Here is a 1,655-nt window from a genome sequence, read left to right on the forward strand (position 1 = left end):
GCTCGGCATCCAGTCGATCCCGGCGGTCATCGCCTTCAAGGACGGCCAGCCGGTCGAGGGCTTCATGGGCGCCATCCCGGAGAGCCAGATCAACGAATTCATCACCAAGGTCGGCGGCAAGGGCAATGGCGCGCCGCCGGTGGCCGAAGCTCTGGCTGCGGCGACCGAGGCGCGCGACGCCGGCGACATGCAGACCGCGGCCGACATTTATGACGCCATCCTGGCGCAGGCGCCGGAGACGATCGAGGCGATCGCCGGACTGGGAGAGCTGCTGTTCGAGGCCGGCGACACGGAAGGCGCCGAGGCGCTTTTGGCAACAGCCCCGGAGGCCAAGAAGGATGCGCCGCCGGTGGCAGCCCTGCGCGCCAGGATGGCGGTTGCGGCGCAGGCGGCGGCTCTCGGCAATCCAGCCGAATTCGAGCGGCGCCTTGCGGAAAATCCCGGAGATCACCAGGCGCGTTTCGATCTGGCCATGATCCAGAACGCCAACGGCGACCGTACGGCCGCAGCCGACAATCTGCTGGCCATCATCAAGGCCGACCGGGCCTGGAACGAGGATGGCGCGAGGACGCAATTGCTGCAGCTGTTCGAGGCCTGGGGCATGACCGACGAGGCGACGCTGGCAGCGCGCCGCAAATTGTCGGCGCTGCTGTTTTCCTGAGCCGGCTGCCGGTTGTTTTGCCGCACGGGCTTGGCGTCGGCGATGATTGCGCCAGATTAGGGCCAAGAACTCACGCGCTTCTTGATGGCGCGATCGGAGGAATGAGGTGCAAGCGGGAAACGCGCATTACCGGCTCGCCAAGGATTTGCCGTCGACGATCCCTATCTTTCCGCTCGAGGGGGCGCTTTTGCTGCCGGGAGGCCGCATGCCGCTCAACATCTTCGAGCCGCGCTATCTGCAGATGGTGGACGAGGCGATCGCCGGCTCGCGGCTCATCGGCGTCATCCAGCCCAGTCTCGACGGGGCCTTGCGCGACGACGGCGAGCCGGAACTCTGCAATGTCGGTTGCGCCGGGCGCATCATCGCCTTTTCCGAGAGCGGCGACGGCCGTTACCTGATTTCGCTGCAGGGCGTGTGCCGGTTCCGCATCGCCCACGAATTGACGGTCAAGACGCCGTTTCGCCAGTGCAAGCCCTCGCCTTTCCTTGCCGATCTCGATGAGGACCAGGCGGGCAACGAGATCGACCGGCCATCGCTGCTCAAGGCATTTCGCGCCTATCTGCAGGCCAACGACCTCGAGGCCGACTGGGAAAGCGTCAGCCGGGCCGAAAATGCCATGCTGGTCAATGCGTTGTCGATGATGGCGCCCTATGGGCCAGCCGAGAAACAGGCGCTGCTCGAAGCGGCGGATTTGAAGACCCGGGCCGAGACGCTGATCGCCATCACCGAAATGGCGCTGGCGCGCGAGAATGAGGATTTTGGGTCGAGTTTGCAGTAAGAGGGCGCGATGGCGGACGGACGTGACGGGAAGAAGGTCGACCCCAAGCTGCTGGAGTTGCTGGCCTGCCCACTGACCAAGGGGCCGCTGGCCTGGGATCCGGAGCGCGGCGAACTGATTTCCAGGGTCGCCAAGATGGCCTATCCGGTGCGTGACGGCATCCCGATCATGCTGCCTTCCGAGGCGCGGACGCTTTCGGTGGAGGATGTGCTGGCC

At 65.6% G+C, this 1,655-nt stretch carries 3 protein-coding genes; all 3 read left to right on the forward strand.

Going from position 1 to position 1,655, the window contains the following annotated elements; all coding sequences use genetic code 11:
• On the forward strand, nucleotides 1-661 hold a 661-nt coding region (locus EOA22_RS32820), incomplete at its 5' end, for a tetratricopeptide repeat protein (RefSeq protein WP_127390564.1).
• Between the two features lie 106 nt (nucleotides 662-767).
• A complete protein-coding gene (locus tag EOA22_RS32825) occupies nucleotides 768-1,439 on the forward strand; it encodes an LON peptidase substrate-binding domain-containing protein (RefSeq protein ID WP_013528774.1) in 672 nt (223 codons plus the stop codon).
• A gap of 9 nt (nucleotides 1,440-1,448) precedes the next feature.
• A partial coding sequence (locus EOA22_RS32830; RefSeq protein ID WP_164756148.1) for a Trm112 family protein occupies nucleotides 1,449-1,655 on the forward strand: 207 nt, incomplete at its 3' end.

Source organism: Mesorhizobium sp. M7A.F.Ca.US.014.04.1.1 (assembly GCF_003998745.1).
Classification (GTDB): Bacteria; Pseudomonadota; Alphaproteobacteria; order Rhizobiales; family Rhizobiaceae; genus Mesorhizobium; species Mesorhizobium ciceri.